Source organism: Desulforhopalus singaporensis (assembly GCF_900104445.1).
Classification (GTDB): Bacteria; Desulfobacterota; Desulfobulbia; order Desulfobulbales; family Desulfocapsaceae; genus Desulforhopalus_A; species Desulforhopalus_A singaporensis.
The window spans coordinates 1-1085 of record NZ_FNJI01000123.1; the positions used below are offsets into that span (position 1 = coordinate 1).

The 1085-nt window shown below is 45.8% G+C and carries 1 protein-coding gene; it reads right to left on the bottom strand.

All coding sequences use genetic code 11. The features are described 5' to 3' along the window. Window positions 1-876, bottom strand: an 876-nt coding sequence (gene proX / locus BLQ17_RS22120) for a glycine betaine/L-proline ABC transporter substrate-binding protein ProX (RefSeq protein ID WP_092226456.1), incomplete at its 3' end; no start/stop codon positions are given. Window positions 877-1085 lie beyond the last annotated feature (209 nt).

The window sequence follows — 1085 nt, forward strand, 5'->3', positions numbered from 1 at the left end:
AATCTTGACCAGCTCGAACAATCTTTTCGCCGCCGGATTAGCATTCAGAAACTTGTTGTTTGCTAGAACATTGATGGTGTTCACGGAGAATCCCAGGTTCTTGCCATCGGCCGTTATGGTATTCACCCCTTCCTCGCCTTTCGGCAGGTCGGTATGTGTAACCTCGAGCCAGACAACATCTTTGTCGGGAACAAGAACTGAACCAATCCACGAGGGAAAGAAAGTGTAGTAGAGGACAGGCTCCCCGGCTTTATATCTGGCAATGGTATCCGCCATAAGCGCAAAATAAGAACCCTGATTATCAGTGACGGTATCTCTCAATTTGTAGGTATCGAGATGGTGCTCGATAGTCCTCTCACAACCCCAGCCCGCGTTACAACCCGTCAAATCCGCCTTGCCATCGCCATCATGATCAAACAGTTTGGCCAATTTGGGATCTGCAAGGTCGTTTAAGTATCTTATGTTGTATTGATCTGCGGTCTTCTTGTCGATGAGATACCCCTGGACCGCTCCTTCAACGTAAGGTCCGACAACGCTCACAACCGAAGCGCCCCCAATCTTTTCGTAGAAATTATTATGAAGTGGAATCCACATGCAGGCATCAAAGTCGGCATCTCCTTGGGCAACCGCCAGATGCATGGCGGTAATTTCCAGTTCGAGAGGTGTTTTCACCTCGTAGCCAAGTTTTTCTAGGCCCTTGTTAATAACCAACAACTGAAAAAGTTCTTCAATAATTGAGGTGTAACATGGCTGTACGGTTTTCCCTTCTCCCGGCATGGCTGCAAACGATATATTGCAACCAAAGGCAAGCAGCATAAAGGCACCCACAGCCATTGATTTTTTTACCGATTTCAATTTTCTCAATGCTCTTTTCATCCTTATCCTCCTTAATGAACATTTAACAAAAAATAGATAGTTCCTATCTTCCCAACGCCCCTTTCCTTTTGCCAACACGAAGGGAAAGGGCGAGAATCCTGTGCGTAAAGGATACATCTCGGAAAAACAACGTATCCCTGATATGATGACGAGGTATAATCAAAATCCAAGCCTGTCTGCTTCATCCTTGATGACTCATCTCTCTTTTG